The 20,477-nt window shown below is 73.4% G+C and carries 18 protein-coding genes; 3 read left to right on the forward strand and 15 right to left on the reverse strand.

Going from position 1 to position 20,477, the window contains the following annotated elements; translation table 11 throughout:
* Positions 1 to 615 precede the first annotated feature (615 nt).
* Positions 616 to 1,920 (reverse strand): tyrosine--tRNA ligase, encoded by a 1,305-nt coding sequence (gene tyrS, locus AB0I72_RS24845; protein ID WP_358572755.1) that lies wholly within the window; start codon positions 1,918 to 1,920, stop codon positions 616 to 618.
* A 205-nt stretch (positions 1,921 to 2,125) separates the two neighbouring features.
* Between tyrS and AB0I72_RS24850 the strand changes: the two genes are divergently transcribed.
* From AB0I72_RS24850 to AB0I72_RS24860, 3 genes are all read left to right on the forward strand, one after another.
* Positions 2,126 to 2,935 (forward strand): alpha/beta fold hydrolase, encoded by an 810-nt coding sequence (locus AB0I72_RS24850; protein WP_358572757.1) that lies wholly within the window; start codon positions 2,126 to 2,128, stop codon positions 2,933 to 2,935.
* A complete protein-coding gene (locus AB0I72_RS24855; RefSeq protein ID WP_358572759.1) occupies positions 2,928 to 3,530 on the forward strand; it encodes a TetR/AcrR family transcriptional regulator in 603 nt (200 codons plus the stop codon). Before AB0I72_RS24850 ends, AB0I72_RS24855 begins: the two co-directional genes overlap by 8 nt.
* Positions 3,531 to 3,628: 98 nt before the next feature.
* Positions 3,629 to 4,360, forward strand: coding sequence for an HNH endonuclease family protein (locus tag AB0I72_RS24860; protein WP_358572761.1), 732 nt, complete (start codon positions 3,629 to 3,631; stop codon positions 4,358 to 4,360).
* Here AB0I72_RS24860 and AB0I72_RS24865 read toward each other — a convergent pair.
* The 14 genes from AB0I72_RS24865 to AB0I72_RS24930 form a co-directional block, all read right to left on the reverse strand.
* Positions 4,334 to 4,867: a hypothetical protein gene (locus tag AB0I72_RS24865; protein ID WP_358572763.1), complete on the reverse strand. Its 534-nt coding sequence runs from the start codon at positions 4,865 to 4,867 to the stop codon at positions 4,334 to 4,336. The genes AB0I72_RS24860 and AB0I72_RS24865 overlap by 27 nt on opposite strands.
* 138 nt (positions 4,868 to 5,005) lie before the next feature.
* Positions 5,006 to 6,223: an L-2-hydroxyglutarate oxidase gene (lhgO, locus tag AB0I72_RS24870; RefSeq protein ID WP_358572765.1), complete on the reverse strand. Its 1,218-nt coding sequence runs from the start codon at positions 6,221 to 6,223 to the stop codon at positions 5,006 to 5,008.
* A 99-nt stretch (positions 6,224 to 6,322) separates the two neighbouring features.
* On the reverse strand, positions 6,323 to 8,575 hold the full coding sequence (locus tag AB0I72_RS24875; RefSeq protein ID WP_358572767.1) for an ATP-binding protein: 2,253 nt from the start codon (positions 8,573 to 8,575) through the stop codon (positions 6,323 to 6,325).
* A 312-nt stretch (positions 8,576 to 8,887) separates the two neighbouring features.
* Positions 8,888 to 9,805 (reverse strand): cobalamin biosynthesis protein CbiX, encoded by a 918-nt coding sequence (locus AB0I72_RS24880; RefSeq protein WP_358572769.1) that lies wholly within the window; start codon positions 9,803 to 9,805, stop codon positions 8,888 to 8,890.
* 155 nt (positions 9,806 to 9,960) lie between these two features.
* Positions 9,961 to 10,578, reverse strand: a complete 618-nt coding sequence (locus AB0I72_RS24885; protein WP_358572771.1) for an ATP/GTP-binding protein — start codon at positions 10,576 to 10,578, stop codon at positions 9,961 to 9,963.
* On the reverse strand, positions 10,559 to 11,077 hold the full coding sequence (locus AB0I72_RS24890) for a DUF742 domain-containing protein (RefSeq protein ID WP_358572773.1): 519 nt from the start codon (positions 11,075 to 11,077) through the stop codon (positions 10,559 to 10,561). Before AB0I72_RS24890 ends, AB0I72_RS24885 begins: the two co-directional genes overlap by 20 nt.
* Positions 11,074 to 11,508 carry a roadblock/LC7 domain-containing protein gene (locus AB0I72_RS24895; protein ID WP_358572774.1) on the reverse strand — a complete coding sequence of 145 codons (435 nt, stop codon included), beginning with the start codon at positions 11,506 to 11,508 and terminating at the stop codon, positions 11,074 to 11,076. Before AB0I72_RS24895 ends, AB0I72_RS24890 begins: the two co-directional genes overlap by 4 nt.
* Position 11,509: 1 nt before the next feature.
* Entirely contained in the window at positions 11,510 to 14,095 is a 2,586-nt protein-coding gene (locus AB0I72_RS24900; protein WP_358572776.1) for a nitrate- and nitrite sensing domain-containing protein, read from the reverse strand.
* Between the two features lie 341 nt (positions 14,096 to 14,436).
* Positions 14,437 to 15,900 carry an argininosuccinate lyase gene (argH, locus tag AB0I72_RS24905; RefSeq protein WP_358572778.1) on the reverse strand — a complete coding sequence of 488 codons (1,464 nt, stop codon included), beginning with the start codon at positions 15,898 to 15,900 and terminating at the stop codon, positions 14,437 to 14,439.
* Between the two features lie 61 nt (positions 15,901 to 15,961).
* On the reverse strand, positions 15,962 to 16,489 hold the full coding sequence (locus AB0I72_RS24910; RefSeq protein ID WP_358572780.1) for an arginine repressor: 528 nt from the start codon (positions 16,487 to 16,489) through the stop codon (positions 15,962 to 15,964).
* Complete coding sequence (gene argF / locus AB0I72_RS24915; protein WP_358572782.1) at positions 16,486 to 17,433, reverse strand: ornithine carbamoyltransferase; 948 nt, start codon at positions 17,431 to 17,433, stop codon at positions 16,486 to 16,488. Before argF ends, AB0I72_RS24910 begins: the two co-directional genes overlap by 4 nt.
* Positions 17,430 to 18,644 (reverse strand): acetylornithine transaminase, encoded by a 1,215-nt coding sequence (locus tag AB0I72_RS24920; RefSeq protein WP_358572784.1) that lies wholly within the window; start codon positions 18,642 to 18,644, stop codon positions 17,430 to 17,432. Before AB0I72_RS24920 ends, argF begins: the two co-directional genes overlap by 4 nt.
* On the reverse strand, positions 18,641 to 19,666 hold the full coding sequence (argB, locus tag AB0I72_RS24925; RefSeq protein ID WP_358572786.1) for an acetylglutamate kinase: 1,026 nt from the start codon (positions 19,664 to 19,666) through the stop codon (positions 18,641 to 18,643). The genes AB0I72_RS24920 and argB overlap by 4 nt, the downstream gene beginning before the upstream one ends.
* Positions 19,663 to 20,472: a bifunctional ornithine acetyltransferase/N-acetylglutamate synthase gene (locus AB0I72_RS24930; RefSeq protein WP_358572788.1), complete on the reverse strand. Its 810-nt coding sequence runs from the start codon at positions 20,470 to 20,472 to the stop codon at positions 19,663 to 19,665. The genes argB and AB0I72_RS24930 overlap by 4 nt, the downstream gene beginning before the upstream one ends.
* Between the last annotated feature and the right edge of the window lie 5 nt (positions 20,473 to 20,477).

Below are 20,477 nucleotides of genomic sequence, written 5' to 3' on the forward strand. Positions count from 1 at the left end.
GGTGTGTCCGGTCGCTCTTCCGTGGAAGGCGTCTGCGTTTCCGCTTTGTTGTGTCTTTACTTTATCAGGTGTTCCGTGTCCCGCCAAATCGGCGGTTCCGGATCAACCGAACGGGGTAAAGCACCCGTTTCGCTTCATTCATCCCGGCGAATGTCCGCCGGGGTTCGAATTCAGCTCCCCGAGCCTACCGGGCCCGAACCAGTGCTCGAACCATGTCGACCGGGGGAAGTCGTGCTTCGCGGTCCGGTTCCGAGTCGACCACGCAGGCCGATCGCCGTCCCGCAGCGACTCTCTCGAGTATAGGGAGGAAGAGGCCAGACGTCAAACCAGACCCCGGATCGGGTGGGAACCCGTCGATCCGGGGCCTCGTCGCCCCTCACGGGCGGCTTCTGAAGGCCCCTGGCGCGTACGGTCCTCACACCAGGACCGGGTGCTCGCGCCAGCTACTGTCACTGTCAACCTGCTAGGTGCCCCGGACATTCCCGATCGAAACCCCCATGCCCCGACGATCCTCGGGGCACCGCCGACCGCACCCGCGTCCGCCCAGCTCCCTGACGCGCCGGGGCCGGCGCCCCGAAGGACGCCGGCCCCGGCCGACACGGACGCGAGCGTCGGTCACCTCCCGGTGAGGACGACCCCACCGATGTTGCGCTTGCCCCTGCGCAGCACGACGAACCGCCCCTGGAGGACGTCGTCCGCGGAGAGCCGAGCCTCGACGTCGGTCACCTTCACGTTGTTCACGTACGCCCCGCCCTCCTGGATGGCACGGCGGGCGGCGGACTTGCTGTTGGTCAGACCGCTCTGGGCGAACAGTTCGGCGACGGTCGGCAGCTCCTCCACCGGCCCGGAGACCTCGGCCTTGGGCACCTCGGAGAGAGCGGCGTCCAGTGTGCGTGCGTCGAGGTCGCCCAGGTCGGCCCGGCCGAACAGTGCGAGGCTGGCGTCGATGACCTTCCGGCACTCCTCCTCGCCGTGCACGAGCGTCGTGAGGTCCTCCGCCAGGGCCCGCTGCGCGGCACGCGCCTGCGGTCGCTCCTCGGTCTGGCGCTCCAGTTCCTCGATCTCGCTCCGCTCGCGGAAGCTGAACACCTTGAGGTAACGGACGACGTCGCGGTCGTCGGCGTTGAACCAGAACTGGTAGAAGGCGTACGGCGACGTCAGTTCGGGGTCGAGCCAGACACTGCCCGTCTCGGTCTTGCCGAACTTGGTGCCGTCGGCCTTGGTGAGCAGGTTGGTGGTGAGCGCGTGCGCCGGGCCGTGCGGCTCGTTGCCGTCGATCCGGCGGACCAGGTCCAGTCCCGCGGTGATGTTGCCCCACTGGTCCGAGCCGCCCGTCTGGAGCGTGCACCCGAACCGGCGGTAGAGCTGGACGTAGTCGTAGGACTGGAGCAGCACGTAGCTGAACTCGGTGTAGCTCATCCCCTCACCGTCGAGACGGCTGCGAACCGTCTCACGGGCGAGCATCTGGTTGATGCTGAAGTGCTTGCCGACGTCGCGCAGCAGCTCGATCGCGCTCATCTCCCCGAGCCACTCCGCGTTGTTGGCCAGGATGGCGTCGGCCGGCTCGGGCTGCTCGCCCTCGGGGGTGAAGCGCAGGAAGGCCGACAGCTGCGCGGCCAGATTGTCGACCCAGCCGCGCACGGTCTCGACCGGGTTCATCTGACGCTCGGCGGTGGGCTTGGGGTCACCGATCAGCCCCGTCCCGCCGCCGACCAGGGCGATCGGTCGGTGCCCGGCCTGCTGGAAGCGGGCCAGCGTGAGGATCTGGGTGAGGTGACCGACGTGCAGGCTGCCCGCCGTCGGGTCGAATCCGCAATACAGGGTGATCGGACCATCGGCGAGCGCCTTGCGCAGTGCGTCAAGGTCGGTCGTCTGCGCGAGCAGGCCGCGCCACTGGAGTTCGTCGATGATGTCGGTCACTGTGGTGCTCTCTGTCGATAGGGCGGGCCCCGGGCCCGATCTGCCTGGAAGTGTAGGGCGGGTGTTGCGGATGGTCACCCGACTTTCCCTCACCCCCACGCTATCCGGCGATCGCACGTTCACGAGTCGCGCACCGGGGCTCTTGACAGCCACAAGCTAATAGCCTTAGCTTTTGGGCTACAGGCACTAGCCACAGGAGGCAGCCATGCACCGCCTGCGACGTCCCCGGGGACGGATCGCCTACGACCTCTACGGCGCCGACAACGACGGCCCCCTCGTCGTCTGCGTCCCGGGGATGTTCGACCACCGCGCCTCGTTCCGGTTCGTCGGCTCCGCCCTCGCCGACCGCGGGTTCCGCGTCGCCGCCATGGACCTGCGGGGTCACGGCGACAGCGACGCCACCTTCGACGACCACACCAACCGCGCCGCCGCGACCGACGCCGTCGCCCTGGCCGAAGAACTAGGCGGCACGGACGTGATCATGGTCGGCAACTCGCTCGGTGGCGCCGCGGTGACCATCGCCGCGCGGGAACGCCCCGACCTCGTCGCGGGGATCGCCCTCCTCGCGCCCTTCCTGCGCAACGAGGGAGGCGGCGCGCTGAAGCGGCTGGTGTACCGGCTCATGCTCATGCGCCCGTGGGGTCCCCCGATGCTCGTGGCCTTCCACGACAAGCTCAACGTCGGCCGGACGCCGCGGGACCACGGGGAACACAGGCGCCGGATCCGCGACATGCTGCGCCCGCGCGCCCGCTACCGTTCCGTCGTCGCCACCGTCCTCGCCCGCTCCGAGCAGATCCTGGAGGCCGGCGATCTCAGGGCCCGAGCCACGGTGATCGTCGGCGAGCAGGACCCCGACTGGCCCGACCCCGCGGCCGAGGCCGCCTGGGTGGCCTCCGTGGTCAACGGGTCCGTGGAGATGGTCCCCGAGTGCGGGCACTACCCCCAGTCCCAGCGGCCGGACGTCGTCGTGCCCGCGCTCCTGCGCCTGGCCGGGCAGGTGGGCGCCGGTGCCTAGGGCGGGACTGTCCCCACGGCTGGTGGCGGAGGAGGCCGCACGGCTCATCGACGAACAGGGGCTCGACGCCCTGTCGCTCGCCGCGGTCGCCAAGCGGTTCGGTGTCGCGGTCCCCAGCCTGTACAAGCACGTGCACGGTCTGGCCGGGCTGCGGCGCGAGGTCGCCCTACTCGGCGCGGCCGAACTCGGCGAACGGCTGCGCACGGCCGCCACCGGACTCGCCGGACCCGACGCGTTGCGCGCCGTGGCCGCCGCCTACCGCCGTTACGCGCACGCCCACCCGGGCCGGTACGCCGCCCTCCAGCGAGCGCCGGGCGACGACGACCACGAGGCACGGAAGGTCTCCGCCGTACCGGTCGAGGTGCTCACGGCCGTGCTGGCCGGTTTCGGCATCGGCGGCGGTCAGGCCGTGCACGCCGTCCGCGCCCTGCGCAGCGCGCTGCACGGGTTCGTGGACCTGGAGACACGCGGGGGCTTCGGCCTGCCCGAGGACGTGGACGAGAGCTACGAACTCCTGGTGGAGGGGTTCGTGCGGGCCGTCCAGAACTGGCCCGACGCCGCGTCCGCGCGGGCCGGGACGGTGAGACCTACCTGACCTCCGCCGCTGTTCCCATACGGCATCGGGATGCGCCAAGCTGGTGGTGCCCGGGGCACCCCCGCGCCCGGGGAGATCGGCCCGTGTTGGAGTCCCCCATGTCCAAGAAGATCCTGACCGGTGTCGCCGGTGTCCTCGTCGTCGTCGCGGCGCTCGCTCTCTACCGACTCGGCGTCATCGACCTGGCGCCGGACGAGACCGGCCCGCAGCGAACCGGCGACACCTCGGCGGATGCGACCCCCACCGACCGACCCGCCTCCGGTGACGGCGACGGTTCGGACGCGGCCGGGTCCTCCGACGCGGGCACGTCGCTCGCTCTGCTGGAGGAGCTGCGTGTGGCGGAGGAGAACGACCCGCCCGGCTACGACCGGTCGCTCTTCCCCCACTGGGACACGGGCGTGCGGGACGACTGCACCACCCGTCAGGCAGTCCTCCTGCGTGACGGCGAGGACGTGGAGGTCGACGAGGACTGCCAGCCGGTGTCCGGCTCGTGGTACAGCGTCTACGACGGCGAGACCCTGACCGAGGCGGGGGACCTGGACATCGACCACATGGTCCCGCTCAACGAGGCGTGGCGTTCGGGGGCGGACGCCTGGTCGACCGAGGAGCGCCGGCGGTTCGCCAACGACCTCGACAGCTCCCAGCTCTGGGCGGTCAGCGCGTCCAGCAACCGGTCCAAGAGCGACGCGGACCCGAGTGACTGGCTGCCCCCGCTGGAGTCCTTCCACTGTGACTACGCGGCGTCCTGGATCGAGGTCAAGCACACCTGGGACCTGACCGTCGACCCGGACGAGGAGGAGGCCCTACGCGGGGTGCTCTCGGGCTGCTGAGTCGCCGGGAGCGGTCGGGCTGATCCCCCGTGCGGTGGCCAACAACTCCTCCCGGCCGAGGAGTCCGAAGGTGTCCCGGACCTCCACCGCGACCCCGGCCTCGGGGCTCCAGAAGGCCTCGGTCTCCCCGTGCAGCGCCGGCGTGCCCCGGTTGTCGAACGGGGTGAGCTCCCAGGTGTCCGGGGCGCGCTCGTGGTACTCGGCCAGGAAGGCGCGGACGGCGTCCAGGTCGGTGAGCCGTTCCCCGCGCATCACCAGGACCTGGAGCACGACCCTGACCCCTCCCCCCTCCCGGGGCTTCTCCCACACACGGGTGGCGAAGGACACGTCCCCCCACTCGTAGTCGAACTCGTCCTCCGACGTCCGCTCGTCGACCTGCGCGGGCAGGTAGCCGACGGTGAAGCCGTCCACGTCTCCTCCTCCGGGGTCACCGGCGGCCGGGGCCGCCACGAGTACCAGCGCGAGCACGGCGACGAGCGCCGTGACGAGCCGTCCGACCATGGTCATGGGCACCTCCGACGGAGGTCACGGGCCCCTCCCGATCCTCCGTCCCCTTCCATGGTCCGACCGCTCCGGGCCCTCCACCAGGGTGCTCTCGAACCTGTGGACAACTCCGTTCCGACACACCCCCGGCCCGCTCCCGCCTCAGCGTCGCGGTACGTGGTGGTCGGCGAGGAACTCGGCGATCGCCAGCGAGGACGTGGCCGCGGGCGAGGGGGCGTTGCGCACGCACACCACCCGCCCGTGCGTGTCGACGCGGAAGTCGTCGAGCAGGCCGCCGTCCCGTCCCAGGGCCTGCGCGCGGACGCCGGACTCGGCGGGGCGCAGGTCGGCCGCGGTGATCTCGGGCACGAGCCGACGCGCCTGGCGCGCGAACACCGCGCGCGAGGACGACACGAGGACCTCTCGGGCGCCCATCGTCCAGTGGCGTCGGGCCAGCCGCCAGAACCCGGGCCAGGCGAGGGTCTGCGCGAGCTCGCGCGGGACGAGGTCCCGGCCGCGGTAGCCCTCGCGCGCGGCCGCCAGGACGGCGTTGGGTCCGGCCATGACCTCGCCGTGGACGTGGCGGGTCAGGTGCACGCCCAGGAACGGGTAGCGGGGGTCGGGGACCGGGTAGACGAGGCCGCGCACGAGGTGGCGGCGCTCGGGGACGAGTTCGTGGTAGTGCCCGCGGAACGGCACCGTCCTGGGGTCGGGCGCCGCCCCCGCCATCCGGGCGAGTTCGTCGCTGTGCAGGCCGCCGCAGACCACGAGGCGGTCGAAACGGTGGATGCGCCGTTCGCCCTCGGGGGTTCCGGTGAGTGCCTCGACGCCGTCGGTGTCCTGGCGCAGGTCGATGACGGGTGTGTGGAGCAGGACCCGTCCTCCGGAGCGGCGCACGTCGTCGGCGAGCTGTTCGGCGACCGCGACGAAGTCGGTGATCGCCGTGGTGGGCGAGTGCAGCGCGGCGACCCCGGAGGCATGGGGTTCGACGTCGCGCAGACCCTGGGGGCCGAGGCGGACCACACCGGGGACGCCGTTGTCCTCGGCGCGCCGCTCGATGTCCTCCAGCCGTGCCCGGTCGTGGGCGTCGACCGCGACCAGGACCTTGCCGACCTCCCGGTAGGGCAGGCCGTGCTCGGCGCAGTAGTCCTTGAGCAGGCCGACGCCGCGTCGGCAGAGGGTGGCCTTGAGCGAGCCCGGCCGGTAGTACAGGCCCGCGTGGACGACGCCGCTGTTGTGGCCGGTCTGGTGCGCGGCGACCCGGTCCTCCTTCTCCAGGACCGTGACGCGGACGCCGGGCCGCTGGAGGGTCAACCGCCGGGCGAGGGCCAGTCCCACGATTCCGGCCCCGATGACGCCGATGTGTTCGGTGCTGCGCATGGCGGAACGCTAGCAACACCGCGCCGGGCGGCTCCGCCCCGGGGCGGGTCGGAGTGAGCGCGGACCGACGGGGACCGCGTGGACCGGGCCCGGGAGCCGTCAGTGCTCACCGTCGCCCCCGGGCGGTGGCGAGCGGTGCGTGGCCTGCGGCCCGCTCGGGTGCTCGGGGCGGGGGTGGGAGTGCGCCGTTCCGTGGGGGCCGCCTCCCCAGTCCGCGTAGGCGGGGTCGGGACGCCATCCCGGTTCGGGCACGGGATCCTCGGGCGCGCGCACGGGGGGCGGCGCCGGGGCCGCCGAGGTCACGTCGGGCGGCCGTACCGGGCCGGGCGGCCCCTGGGCGGGCGCGGGTGGCGCGGGCTCGGGCACCGGGTTCTCCGAGGGTTCCAGGAGGGTGTCCGGGATGAGCGCGGTCGCCCGTGTCCCGCCGTAGGGGGAGGGGCGCAACCAGACCCGCACACCGTGCCGGCCGGCGAGCCGGGCCACGACGAACAGCCCGAGACGCGGATCCTCCGGCATGGCCATCACGTCGAACTCCGGAGGCTGGTTCAGCGTCCGCTCGGCCGCCGCGTACCCGTGCTCGGACATGCCCAGGCCCCGGTCCTCGACCTCCACCATGAGCCCGTCCACCACGGGCGTACAGCTGACGTCGACGGGTGTTCCGGCCGGCGAGAACTGGGTGGCGTTCTCGATCAGCTCGGCCAGCATGTGGACGACGTCCTCGACCACCTGCCCCTGCATGAGCGCGCGCGGCGCCGAGGTCAGGCGCACCCGCTCGAAGTCCTCCGTCTCGGCGATCGCCGCGCGCAGCACGTCCACGAGCGGCCTCGGGTGGCGCCACCGCCGCGCCGACTGCCCGCCGCCGAGGATGATGAGGTTGTCGGCGTACCGGCGGGCCCGCGTGGCCAGGTGGTCGAGCCGGAAGAGCCTGCGCAGCGCCTCGGGGTCCTGCTCGTGGTACTCGATCTCGTCGAGCAGGCGCAGCTGGCGCTGGACCAGCGTCTGGTTGCGGAAGGCCACGCCGAGGAAGGCCCGGTTGGCGCCGCGCCGGATCTCCGCCTGGCGGACGGCCGCCTCCACGGCGGCGACCTGGGCGCTGTCCAGGGCCTCGGCCACCTGCCCGATCTCGTCGTCCCCGCACTCGTCCAGCAGGGGCAGCTCCTCGTGCACGTCGACCCGCTGCCCCCGTTGCGCCCGGTCGAGGATGTCGGGCAGGTCCTCGTCGCGGTCCAGGATCTGCTCGCGCAGCCGTGCCAGGCGGTCGGTGAGGCGACGCGAGGAGCGGCCGACGACGGCGATCGCGGCGACCCCCATGCCCAGGGTGGCCACCGCCGCGGCCACGCCGAGGGAGACGCGCAGCAACGCGGCGCTCCACGCCAGGTCGACGGTCCGTTCGGTCTGCGCCCTGGCCAACCCGTCCAGCACCAGGGCGGCGGCGGCCGAGGAGCCGTCCCACTCGATGCCGGTGACCTCGATGTCGGTGTTCCACCCGGCGGACGCCGGCCCGACCACGAGGTCGCCCTCCCCCGCGTCGGTCTCGACGATCGGCGGCCGGGTCACCACACCGCGGCTGAGCCGCTCGGCGCGGGTCCAGGAGTCCAGGTCGAGCATCTCCTCGTAGCGGGACCTCACTGCGGGGTGCATGGCCGGGCCGGCGCTCTCCAGGGCGTCGCGGTAGGCGGCGGTGAGGTAGGTGAAGTGGGCGGTCTCCTCGTAGCTCATCTCGCCCGCCGCGATGACCCCGGCCAGGAGCGCGTCGGCCCGGGCGAAGTCCGACCGGGCGCCCAGGAGTTCCTGGGTCAGGACCGCGTCGGTCAGGTTCTCGCCGCCGTCGGTGGAGTGGATGAGCGCGATGGTGGCGTCCTGGACGTCGTCGAGGACGTCGCCGTAGCGCAGCAGCGCCTCGGCGCGTCCCGCGCCCCGTCCGTCGATGTCCGTGCGCAGTTCCGCCACCGACGCGGGTGCCTCCTCGACGGCGGCCGCGCTGCGCTCGACCACGTCGTCGCCCGTCGTCCGGGTCCGAGCCGCGGTGCCGACCGCCTCGGCAAGTGTGGAGTCGGTGCGTTCGCGCTGCTCGTCGAGGGCGGCGCGCAGCTGGTCATCGGCCACACCCCGTTCGCGCAGGCCGAGGTGGACCACGGACAGGCGCCGTTCGGCGCGCAGTTCGTTGGCGGCCTCGGCGTAGGCGCGCGAGCCGTCCCTGGCCTGGGAGACCGCGCCCATCAGCTGGACCGCGCGAACCGTGCCGACGGCGGCCACGACGAGCCACAGCGCGAGGAAGCACAGACTCGGGATCAGCACGATACGGGTGAGCTGCGCGCGGATCGTGGGCGCGCGGTCGCGGATTCTACGCATGGCCCCCTCCAGCCTGTGGGTCCGCCGAGCTCCTCGGCGGGGTGCGTCGGCGGAGTGCGGTCGATGCGAGGCTATCGGAGTTTCCTTGCCCTACGCTGTCAAACAATCACGACCAGTTATCCTTTGGTGCGAGCGCGACGCCGCGGACGTGCGCCAACGCCCGCGGTGTCCGCTTCGCCCCCTGATCACGGGCGCGGACACGCGTGAGGGCCACCCGTGGAACGGATGGCCCTCACCGCTGTTCTCCTCGGGGACACGGCGTGTCGCGCCCCCACCCGCGACGCGCCCGGTCCTCCGGTGCGCGTACCCCGATCAGGACTCCGGGCGGTGCCGGGAACCCACCGGCGCGGGCAGCTCGTCGACGGTCGGCGGCTGCTCCACCCCCAGCGAGTTGAGGACCTCGGCGTAGCGCAGGGCGGCGATCTTGCCCAGGAGGCTGTCCGCGCCCAACGGTGTGCCCAGCCGTGCCCCGAACCGCTCGGCGAGCGCCGTCAGCTCCGCCCGGCGCAGTTCCGGGCCCAGGGCGCTGGGCGCGATCACCGGACGCTGGCACCCGCCCTGGCGCAGATGGCCGACGGTCTGCTCCAGCGAGGCCTCGCTGTCCAGGTCGGCGGGCAGGACGGTCAACCCGAGGCGGGCCGCGAGGAGGACCGCGCTCACCCCGGCCGCGCCGACCGCGCCCTCGCCGCCGACCGCACCGACCACGACGCCGTCCGCCATCGTGGTGTCACGCGCGACCACGCTGATCAGACGCATGCGGTCGGCCCGGACGTACCCGGCCTCGGCCAGGCGCAGGTGCAGGACCTCGGCCAGCATCGGGTGCGGGCCGAGCCCCTCGGTGACGCGCACGTCGGCGCCGGTGGCGTCCACGGCGGCGGAGATCGCCCGGGCCACGCCCTCGTGCGGCGCGGTGACCAGCGGCACCACGATCCCGCTCAGCGGCCGCTCCTCGCCCTCGTCCAGACCGGTGAGCGCCTCGGTGAGCGTCTGCTCGTCACCCTCGGTGTGCCCGAACCGGATCGTGACCTCGGGTCGGTAGGCACGCACGAGATCGGCCATCCGCGCACCGATCGACCCGCCGTCGGCGTCCCTGGCCTGTTCGGCCGTACCCGGGACCGCCATGACGAGGGCGGGGGTACCGAACCAGTTGTCGAAGGACAGCGGGTTGCGGTGTCGACCGGAACGACGCTTGGGGAGTTCGCGTGGAGGAAGTCGGTCTGAGTTTCGCATACCAGGATTCAGATGAGAGGCGGATGGGGCGATCAGGGCAGATCGCGGCCAAGGTCACTGCCGCGACATTGTAGCGTTCAACACCGCATTCACGGGCGTGTCTTCCGAACGTATACCGGGCCCACCCGCCCGCCGGGCGCCGGGGGCGGCCCGACTCATCCGCTCAGCGCCGGACTCCGCACCCTGAGCACGTGCGTGATCAGCTCGACCAGCACCTCCTTGCACGACTCGCGAACGCGGGCGTCGGCCAGCAGGACCGGCACCCCCTCGGTGACGTCCAGCGCCTCGCGTACCTCCTCCACCCCGTAGTCGGCGGCGCCGTCGAACCGGTTGACCGCCACCACGAACGGCACCCCCCGCCGCTCGAAGAAGTCGACCGCGTGGAAGCAGGTGTCGAGCCTGCGCGTGTCGGCGAGGACGACCGCGCCGAGCGCCCCCTCGGACAGCTCGTCCCACATGAACCAGAACCGGTCCTGACCGGGCGTCCCGAACAGGTACAGCACGATGTCCTCGTTGATCGTGATGCGGCCGAAGTCCAGGGCGACCGTGGTCGTGGTCTTGTCCTCCACCCCTCCGGTGTCGTCCACCCCGTAGCTGGCCTCGGTCATGACCTCCTCGGTGCTCAGCGGGGCGATCTCGCTGACGGCGCCGACCATCGTGGTCTTGCCCGCGCCGAACCCCCCGGCGACGATGATCTTGACCGCCCGCGGGATCGGTTCCTGCTGGATCGGTTCCCGTGCCCCCGGCCGGGTCTCAGAGTCTGCGGATGCCATCGAGTACCGCCTGAAGTACTTTCTTCTCGGGAAGCTGGGTCACGGGCACGGCGGCCCGGGTGCGAACGTCCCCCTCGGCGACGAGGTCGCCCAGGAGCACCTTCACCACGGTCAGGGGGACGTCGAGCCGCGCCGAGATCTCCGCGACCGAGATCGGCCGCCGGCACAGCCGCATGATCTCCCGCTGTTCGGGTTCCAGGGGCCGTTCGTCCCGGCCGCGGGCGGCGACCACGATGGTGATCATGTCCAGCCGCGGCCCGCAGTCGCTGGGGCGCGTGCGCCCGCGCGTCATCGTGTAGGGGCGGACCAGCGATCCCCCCGGGGCCTCGCCCGCGAGCACGCCCGCCGAGGGCCCCTCGGAGGTGGGGTGGGTCCGCCCCCGGTACCAGGGCTCGACCGAGCCGCCGTCCGGCCCCGCCCCCGACGGTCCGGTACCCGCCCCCTCCGCGGGCACCGGCCCCGGCGGGGCGAGGCCCCGTTGTTCGCCCGACGTGTTCACGAGCCGGTCCCTCCCATGGCGCTGAGTCCGGCGGGCCGCCGGGGCGCGGCCGTGAGGAACTGCCCCACCCTCGTGATCCGCAGGTTCATCTCGTAGGCGACCAGACCGACGTCGGCGTCCTCGCTGGCCAGCACCGCGAGACAGGCCCCCGCCCCCGCCGCGGTGACGAAGAGGTAGGCGTGCTCCATCTCGACCACGGTCTGACGGACCTCTCCGCCGCCGAAGTGCCGCCCGGTCCCCCGCGCCAGGCTCTGGAACGCGGACGCCAGTGCCGACAGGTGTTCGGCGTCCGCGGCGGTCAACGCCCGGGACCGTCCCAGGGACAGCCCGTCGGCCGACAGCACGATCGCGTGGTCCGCACCGACGACGCGGTCCACCAGGTCGTCCAACAACCAGTCCAGGTTGTCCGCGGTCTTGCTCTTGCCCACCATCTCAGTCGCTCTCTCCCGTGTGATCGTCGGCGCTCGCACCGACCTGACCGTCACTTCCGTGTTCGCTCCCGTCGACGTCCTCGGCCCGGCCCCGCCGGGTGCCCGCGCTGAAGGCGTCCATCATGCGGCGGGCCTGCTCCGGACTCCTGCCCGCGGCCCTGGGCGCGGACTCCGTGCCCCGCTCCTCCTGGAGCTGTGGCGCCAGGCTGGCCTGCCGCCTGCGTCTGGGCAGCCCCGGCCGGTCGGGGCCGGTGCCCACCCGGCCGCCGCCCCGAGCGCCGTCGATCCCGCGCCGCGGCAGGGGTGTGGCGTCGCCCGCCGAACGGGGGCCCGTGTCCTCGGCGGTGACGGTGGGGCCCGACCGACCGTGGTCGCGGGGGCCGTCGTCCCCGCCGTCCGCGACCGCCAGGTCGGGCACCTGCCGGAGCATCGGCGCCCCGGGCACGCGCGGAGCGCGGTCCACGCCACCGTCGCCGTCGGCGTGGGGCGGCACCGGACGCAGGAGGGGACGCTGCCGTCCGGACGGTCCGCCCGCGGCCGCGAGGAGGTCCTGCGACCGGTCGGCCTCGCGCGGACCGCGCACGGCGTGCGCGCCGGTGCGCGCCACACCGCCGATCCTGGGCCGCTCCGACACCGCGCCGGGGGTGGACGTGATGAGGGCCGAGGGGATGAGTACCACCGCGCGCGTCCCGCCGTACGGCGACGAGCGCAGCTGGACGCCGACGCCGTGCTTGTGCGCGAGGCGGGCGACGACGAACAGGCCGAGCCGGGCGTCGGTGCCCGGACCCATGACGTCGAACTCCGGCGCCTCGCTGAGGGTGGTGTTGGCCTTGGCCAGGGCGTCCTCGGTCATGCCGAGCCCGCGGTCCTCGACCTCGACGGCGACGCCCTTGGGCACGGTCTCGGTGGCGATGGTGACCTCGGTGTGCGGCGGGGAGTAGGCGGTGGCGTTCTCGACGAGTTCGGCGAGCAGGTGGATGACGTCGGCGACCGCGGCCCCGGCCAGCGAGAGCTCGGGCGCGGACGTGACCCGCACCCTCGCGTACTCCTCCGTCTCGGAGATGGCCCCGCGCAGGATGTCCATGAGGGGGATGGGGTGGCGCCAGCGGCGACCCGGCTGGGCCCCGCCCAGGATGATGAGGTTCTCCGCGTGGCGGCGGCCCCGGGTGGCCAGGTGGTCGAGCTGGAAGAGGCTCTCCAACAGGTCGGGGTCCTCCTCCTCGCGCTCCACCCGGTCCAGGAGCTGGATCTGGCGCTGCACGAGCGACTGGTTGCGGTGGGCGATGCCGAGGAACACCCGGTTGACCCCCGCGCGCAGGTCGGCCTGCTTGACGGCGGCGCTGACCGCGGTGCGCTGGGCGATGTTGAACGCGTCGGCCACCTGCCCCACCTCGTCGTCGCCGTGGTCGAGCTGCTTCATCTCGGTGTCGAGGTCGACGGTGTCCCCCGCCTCCAGGCGTCGGACGATGCGGGGCAGATCGGAACGGGCGGTGCCGAGGGTCTCGGCCCGCAGCTTGGCGAGGCGGTAGGTGAGCCTGCTGGCGGAGCGGGCGGCCACACCGTAGGCGAGGGTGCCCGCGAAGAGGGAGATGATGCCGCCGCCCAGGGCGAGGGTGAGCATCCAGGAGCTGGCGTCCTCGCCGGCGGCGACCACGGAGGAGGTGCGGGTGTCGATCACCGCGCCGAGGTCGGCGGTGACGCGGTCGGCCGCCTCCCGCCATCCGTCGAGTCCCGGGGGCGGGGTGGTGTCGCGGGTCGGCTCGGCGGTCAGGGGGTCGACGGTGACGGGGGGTTCGTGGCGGGCGAGGGTGTCGGTGATGTCGAGGGCCGCGCTCCAGGCGTCGCTCTCGGCGAGGGCGAGGGCGGTGGGGGCCTCGGCGTCGAGCGCGGCCCGCCCTGGGCGGGTGGTGGTCACGCGGTGGCGGGTGTCGGCGGCGAGTTCGGCGACGCGCAGCTGGTCCTCGCGGGTGAGGCGGTCCCGGACGAGGATCGCGCTGACGCGCGCGTCGGCGTGGCTGAAGCTCTCCATCGCCCACATGAGGTCGGTGGCGGCGGAGGCCTCGGCGGAGGCGGGGCCGTCGTCCAGGGCGCGCGCGATGCTGGAGTAGAGGCGGATGCCCTGGTGGACGGCGGCGGTGTAGGCGGCGAGGGTGGCCTCGGTCTCACCGGGGTCGACGAGGTTGTCGGTCCGTGTGGTCTCGACCTCGTCCAGGGAGGCGAAGAACGCGTCGGTGAGGTCGGCGACTCCCGGTTCGTCCCGGGCCCCGAGGCTGCCGCGCAGGTCGCGGACGCGGTCGAGGGCGGCGTCGGTGGCCTCGGCGGCGTCGGCGAGGGCCCGGCGCGACTCGGGGCCGGGGTCGGACAGGAACTCGACGCTGAGGCGGCGCTCCTCCTGGAGGCGGCCGAGCGCGTCGGCGAGTTCGATGCCGTCGCGTCCGTCGTTGACGGCCGACCGGAGAGAGACCGCCTGGACGAGCGTGGCCGTGCTCAGGACGGCGAACAGGGCCAGGAAGGTGATGCTGGGGATCAGCACCATCCTGTTGAGCTGTGCTCTGATGCCGTGCCCGGGGGCGCCCGGCTGTCCCATCGCACTCCTCCCCACCGACTGGTCGTGGGCACCCGGTTCGGCGTGGCCGTGCCGCGCCCACGGAAGCACGCGCGGTCCCGCTGTGTGCGGGGAGTACAGACAAGGCCACGTGGGGTGCCCGCAGACTCAGGACGCTACCGCACTCGCCTTCCGGGTGCTGGGGGAACGCCAAAATGGGCGCGGAGTGGGCGGTCCGGGCCGTGGAAGCGGACGTTCTGGGAGGGTGCGCGAACGTCAGAGGAGGCGTCGTTCGAGGGCGGTGGTGGGCGACGGGCGGGCGGAGCGCGACGAACGGGCGCCTTCCCCCGGGGGAAGGCGCCCGTCGACGGTGTCGTCGGCCGCTACTCGGCGAGCGGGGCGGCGAGCCAGCCGTCCCGGTGCCCGGCGGCTCCGGCGCGCAGCCGTTCCAGCTGCTCGGCGACGCGGACGGGGGCGGTGCCGCCCTTGCCCGCGCGGGAGGCGAGGGAGCCCTGGACGGTGAGGACCTCGCGCACCTTCGGCGTCAGGTGCTCGGAGACGGCGGCGAAGTCCTCGTCGCCCAGGTCGGGCAGGTCGATCCCGCGCTCCTCGCACACACGCACGCAGGCCCCGGCGATCTCGTGCGCCTCACGGAAGGGCACCCGCTCGCGGACGAGCCACTCGGCGATGTCCGTGGCCAGGGAGAAGCCCTGTGGCGCCAGTTCCGCCATGCGGTCGGTGTGGAAGGTGAGCGTGGCGACCATGCCGGTCATCGCGGGCAGCAGCAGGTGGAGGCTGTCGACGGCGTCGAAGACCGGCTCCTTGTCCTCCTGGAGGTCCCGGTTGTAGGCGAGCGGGAGCCCCTTGAGGGTGGTGAGCAGACCGGTGAGGTCGCCGACGAGGCGGCCCGCCTTGCCCCGGGCGAGTTCGGCGACGTCGGGGTTCTTCTTCTGCGGCATGATCGACGAGCCGGTGGAGAAGGCGTCGTCGAGGGTGACGAAGGAGAACTCCTTGGTCGCCCACAGGATGACCTCCTCCGACAGGCGGGACAGGTCCACGCCGATCATGGCGGTGACGAACGCGAACTCCGCCACGGCGTCGCGGGCGGCGGTGCCGTCGATCGAGTTCTCCACCGAGGCGGGGAAGCCCAGTTCGGCGCCGACCGCCTCCGGGTCCAGGCCCAGCGACGACCCGGCGAGCGCGCCCGACCCGTAGGCGGACACGGCGGCACGGCGGTCCCAGTCGCGCAGGCGCTCGACGTCGCGCAGCAGCGGCCAGGCGTGCGCCATCAGCTGGTGGCCGAGGAGCACGGGCTGGGCGTGCTGGAGGTGGGTGCGGCCGGGCATGGCGGCGTCGGGGTGCGCGGCGGCCTGGTCGGCCAGGGCCCGGACCAGCGCCAGGACCTCGTCGGCGATGGAGCGGGCCTCCTCGCGCAGGTACATGCGCACGAGGGTGGCGATCTGGTCGTTGCGGGACCGTCCGGCGCGCAACCGGCCGCCGAGTTCGGGGCCGACCCGCTCGATGAAGCCGCGCTCCAGGGCGGTGTGCACGTCCTCGTCCTCGAAGACGGGGGTGAACGCGCCCGAGGCGACGTCGGCCTCCAGCCGGTCCAGCCCCTCGATCATCCGGTCGAGTTCGTCGGCGGTGAGCAGCCCGGCCCGGTGCAGCGCGCGGGCGTGCGCGCGTGATCCGGCGATGTCGTGGCGGGCGAGCCGCCAGTCGAAGTGGGTGCTCAGCGAGAGCCGGGCCAGCGCCTGGTCCGGGCCGCCCTCGAAGCGGCCGCCCCACAGGCGCAGGGCCTCGGGCTGGCCGGCGCCTGGCGTCTCGGTGCCGGGCTGATCGGCCATGGTGGTCTCCTTCGGTGGAACGTGGTCGTGGACGTGCGGGGGTGCGGCGGCGCCGCGCCCGTCATCTTCGGTCGGCCAGGCGCAGCAGCGCGTCGGCCAGGTCCTCGCCGCCCTGGGGATCGCGGGAGATCACCAGGATCGTGTCGTCCCCGGCGATGGTGCCCAGGATGGCGTGGAAGTCGGTGTGGTCGATGGCCGAGGCCAGGAACTGGGCCGCTCCGGGCGGGGTGCGGACGATGACCATGTTGGCGGAGGCCTCGGCCGACACCAGCAGGTCCTCGGCGAGACGGGTCAGGCGGGCGCCGGAGGCCTCCGACAGGTCGAGCGTGTCGGGGCGGGTGCGTTGCAGGCGCTCGCCGCCCTCCCCCGGCAGGACGTAGGCCAGGTGCCCGTCGGCGGTGCGGAGCTTGACCGCGCCGAGCTCGTCCAGATCCCGGGAGAGCGTGGCCTGGGTGACCTGGACCCCGGCCGCGGCCAGGCGTTTGGCCAGATCGCCCTGGGAGCGGACGTCCTCGCGGGTGAGGACGTCGGTGATCCGGGCGTGCCGGGCCGCCTTGGTCATCGGCGCGGTGCCGCCCTCGTTGGTCATCGGCGCTCGCCTCCGGCGTCCGCGTCGGAGTCGAGGAGGAAGGCGAGGAGGGCCTTCTGGGCGTGGCGGCGGTTCTCCGCCTCGTCCCACACCACGCTCTGGGGGCCGTCGACGACCTCGGCCGCGATCTCCTTGCCCCGGTAGGCGGGCAGGCAGTGCAGGGCGACCGCCTCGGGGTGGGCGGCGGCGAGGAGGGCGGAGTCGACGATGTAGGGGCGGAAGGGCGCCTCGCGGTCGGCCGCCTCGTCCTCCTGGCCCATGGACACCCAGGTGTCGGTGGCCAGGACGTCGGCTCCGTCGGCCGCCTCGCGGGGGTCGGTGGTGACGGTGACCGATCCGCCGGTGGTCGCGGCGATCTCGGCGGCGCGGGCCAGGACGTCGGCGTCGGGATGGAAGCCCTCGGGCGCTCCGACGCGTACGTGCAGTCCGGCCGTGGCTCCGCCCAGGAGGTAGGAGTGGGCCATGTTGTTGGCGCCGTCGCCGAGGTAGGCGAGGGTGAGCCCGGCCAGGGTGCCCTTGTGCTCGCGCACGGTCTGGAGGTCGGCCAGGATCTGGCAGGGGTGGAACTCGTCGGTGAGGGCGTTGACGACGGGCACCGAGCTCGACCGCGCGAGCGTCTCCAGGTCGGCCTGGGCGAAGGTCCGCCAGACGACGGCGGCGACCTGGCGCTCGAGGACGCGGGCGGTGTCCTCCAGGGGCTCGCCGCGACCCATCTGGGTGGTGGCGGTGTCCACCACCAGCGGGGCGCCGCCGAGGTCGCAGACGCCGACGCTGAAGGAGAGCCGGGTCCGGGTGGAGGGCTTGTCGAACAGGAGGGCGACGGTCCGCGGCCCCGCGAGCGGACGGTGGTCGAAGCGGTTCTTCTTCATCGCGTCGGCGAGGTCGAGCACCCGGGCCTGTTCGGCCGGGGAGAGGTCGTCGTCGCGCAGGAAGTGCCGGGTCATGACGTCGTCGTCTCCTTGCTGGCTGCGGCCTCGGCGGCGTCGAGGACGGTCGGCAGCGCCTCGATGAACACGCCGATCTGTTCGGGGGTGATGACCAGGGGCGGGGCGAGGCGGATGGTCTCGGGGCCCACGGCGTTGACGAGGAAGCCGCGCACGGCGGCCTGCTCCTGGACGTGGGCGGCGACGGGGGCGGTCAGGGTGAGCGCCCGCCACAGACCGCTGCCGCGCTGGCCTCCCAGGAGCGGGTGGTCGATGGCTTCGAGCTGTTCGGCGAGCAGGTCGCCCATGACGGCGGTGTGGGCGAGCAGGCCCTCGCTCTCGATGGTGTCGAGGACGGCGAGGGCGGCGGCGCACGCGACGGGGTTGCCGCCGAACGTGGAACCGTGGTCGCCCTTCTGGAAGGCGTCGGCGTAGCGGCCGAAGCCGACGCAGGCGCCGATGGGCAGCCCGCCGCCCAGCCCCTTGGCGAGGGTGAGGACGTCGGGGCGCGTACCCGCGTCCTGGTGGGCGAACCAGTGCCCGGTGCGGCCGATGCCGCTCTGGATCTCGTCGAGGACGAAGGCCGCGCCGGTGTCGTCGCAGACGGCGCGCACCCCCGCCAGGTAGCCCTCGGGTGCGGGGACGACCCCGGCCTCGCCCTGGGTCGGTTCGGTGAAGACGGCGACGCAGCCCTGGTCGACGGCGGCGGTGAGGGCGTCGAGGTCGCCGTGGGGGACGAACCGCACGTCCATGCCGTAGGGGCCGAAGGGTTCGCGGATGGCCTCCTTGCCGGTCAGGGCGAGGGATCCGGAGGTGCGGCCGTGGAAGCCGCGCGTGGCGGCGACGAAGTAGTGGCGGCCGGGTCCGGCGGCGCGCTTGACGAGCTTGAGCGCGGCCTCGTTGGCCTCGGTGCCGGAGTTGGCGAAGAAGACCTTGGCGTCGCCGCCCAGGAGCCCGACGAGCCGTTCGGCGAGCTCGACCTCGCGTTCGTGGACGAACAGGTTGCTCGTGTGGGCGAGCGTGGCGGCCTGGTGGGCGACGGCCTTGACGAGGGCGGGGTGCCCGTGGCCGAGGCTGGAGACGGCGATCCCGGCGATGAGGTCGAGGTACTGGCGGCCGTCGGCGTCGTAGACCTCGCATCCGCGCCCGAGCGTGAGCGCGATGGGCGGGACCCCGTAGGTCGGCATGAGCGCGGCGGAGAACCGCTCGCGCAGGGTGGCACCGTTGGTCACTTCACGCCTCCTGTGCTGTGGGTTGTGGTGTCGGTGGGGCGCCAGGGGCGCGGGTGGTGGCCGTTCCCGGCGAACAGGGCGGCTTCGAGCTCCTCGTCGGCGACCATCGTGCCCACGCCCTGGTCGGTGAAGACCTCCAGCAGGAGCGAGTGCGGGACGCGGCCGTCGATGATGTGCGCCTGGGGCACGCCGCCCTCGACGGCGTGCAGGCAGGCCTCCATCTTGGGCAGCATGCCCGACGACAGGGTGGGGAGCAGGGAGCGCAGCTCGTCGACGTTCAGGCGGCTGATCAGCTCGGTGTTGTCGGGGTAGTCCGCGAACAGGCCCTCGACGTCGGTGAGCATGATGAGCTTGCTGGCGCCCAGGGCGACGGCCAGCGCGGACGCCGCGGTGTCGGCGTTGACGTTGTAGACGCCGCCGTCGTCGGCGCGGGCCACGCTGGAGACGACGGGGATCCTGCCGTCGGCGATGAGGGCGGCCACGGCTCCGGGGTCGACGCCGGTCACCTCGCCGACGCGTCCGATGTCGACGGTCTCGCCGTCGACGGTGACGGTCTTGCGCTCGGCGGTGAGGAGGTTGGCGTCCTCCCCGGACAGCCCGACGGCGAACGGGCCGTGCTGGTTGACCAGTCCGACGATCTCCCGGTTGACCTGGCCGGTGAGGACCATCCGGACGATGTCCATGGCCTCGTCGGTGGTCACGCGCAGCCCGGCGGTGAAGGTGGACTCCACCCCCGCGCGTTCGAGCTGCGCGCTGATCTGGGGGCCGCCGCCGTGGACGACGACGGGGCGCAGACCGGCGTAGTAGAGGAAGACGACGGACTCGGCGAAGCGGACCCGCAGCTCCTCGCTGACCATGGCGTTGCCGCCGTACTTGACCACGACGGTGCGGCCGTGGAAGCGGGAGAGCCAGGGCAGCGCCTCGATGAGGTTGGCGGCCTTGTCGATGGCCCGTGCCCGGTCGTCCCCGGGGTCTCGGTCGGGTGCGGGGCTCGTGCCGTGCTGGGGTGGTCGGGAGATCATGCGGAGGTTCCGTGGTCGGTGGCGGGGACGGCGGTCGTCGGCGCGGCGTCGCCGGGGGTGTCGGCGCCGACCTGGGCGGCCAGGTCGGCGCACACCTCGGTGAGCAGGGCGGAGAAGGCGTCCGGGGCGGGTTGGACACCGCTGGCGCCGCTCGCCATGAGCAGGGCGGTGTCGTTGGTGGCGGTCAGCGGAGCGAAGGTCTTCGCCATGGCGGCGACCAGCAGCTCCTGGCAGTGCTCGGCGGTCAGGTCGGCGTCGGTGGTGATGACGCACTGGACCGAGGCCACGGAGGCGTCGGGGCCCTTGGCCATCGCCCCGACCGTGTAGCCGTCCCCTCGTCTGAAGACGATCTTGGCGACGGTGTCGGTGGTGCGGATGGCGTCGGCGGCGGCCAGGCCCCCGCTCCGGCCCGCCTCGTCGAGCGCGGCGGTGACGCCGTCGCGCAGGGCGTCGAGGGACGGCCGGACCGCGGGGGGACCGCTGGAGCAGAGCACGATCTCGGCGGCGGAGTCGGACAGGGCGTCGGCGGCGTGTTCGGCGACGGCGTGGACGTCCTGGAAGCCGAGGGGGCCGGTGCCCGCGTTGGCGCCGTCGGAGTTGAGGACGGCGGCGCGCACGCGTCGGCCCGCGACGACCTGCGCGGACCACAGGACCGGCGCCGCACGGTCGGCGGCCTCGGTGAACACGGCGCCGGCCGCGCGGGAGGGTCCGTCGTTGACGACGACGGCGACGTCCCGGGCGCCGTCGGCCGCCAGGCCCGCGGCGACTCCCGCGGCGCGGAAGCCCCGGGGTGCGGTGACACTCACGGTGT

This window comes from Nocardiopsis sp. NPDC049922, assembly GCF_040660275.1.
Taxonomy (GTDB): domain Bacteria; phylum Actinomycetota; class Actinomycetes; order Streptosporangiales; family Streptosporangiaceae; genus Nocardiopsis.